Origin of the sequence: Pseudoalteromonas sp. bablab_jr010, assembly GCF_016464105.1 — a bacterium.
Lineage (GTDB): Bacteria > Pseudomonadota > Gammaproteobacteria > Enterobacterales > Alteromonadaceae > Pseudoalteromonas > Pseudoalteromonas simplex.
The window spans coordinates 1-563 of record NZ_JACDWV010000196.1 but is presented as its reverse complement, the minus strand read 5'-3'; the positions used below and the strand labels follow the sequence as shown (position 1 = coordinate 563).

The 563-nt window shown below is 50.6% G+C and carries 3 tRNA genes; all 3 read left to right on the top strand.

Features of this window, described 5'->3' with window-relative positions:
- Positions 1–33 precede the first annotated feature (33 nt).
- Positions 34–109, top strand: a tRNA-Glu gene (locus JIG37_RS19440).
- A 78-nt stretch (positions 110–187) separates the two neighbouring features.
- Positions 188–263: transfer RNA gene (locus JIG37_RS19435), tRNA-Glu, on the top strand.
- Between the two features lie 169 nt (positions 264–432).
- Positions 433–508 (top strand) — tRNA-Glu (locus JIG37_RS19430).
- Positions 509–563 lie beyond the last annotated feature (55 nt).

The following is a 563-nucleotide window of genomic DNA, read 5'->3' as shown; positions in this document are numbered from 1 at the left end:
TAACTATTCAGTTGTCCTAGTGACACATTATGTGTCCCCATCGTCTAGAGGCCTAGGACACCGCCCTTTCACGGCGGTAACAGGGGTTCGAATCCCCTTGGGGACGCCACTTACAAAAAGTGCTGTGTTATTAAAAGCTCGTCTGAATCGAGTCTAACTATTCAGTTGTCCTAGTGACACATTATGTGTCCCCATCGTCTAGAGGCCTAGGACACCGCCCTTTCACGGCGGTAACAGGGGTTCGAATCCCCTTGGGGACGCCACTTATCTAAGTAGGTTATGTGTAGTGGGGCGGTGAACACCGCGCAATCTATGCACGACGTTATCAAGAGTACGAATCTCTTGGGGACGCCACTTACTTCAAGTGCTGTGTTATTAAAAGCTCGTCTGAATCGAGTCTAACTATTCAGTTGTCCTAGTGACACATCATGTGTCCCCATCGTCTAGAGGCCTAGGACACCGCCCTTTCACGGCGGTAACAGGGGTTCGAATCCCCTTGGGGACGCCACTTATTCAAGTAGGTTATGTGTAGTGGGGCGGTGAACACCGCGCAATCTATGCAC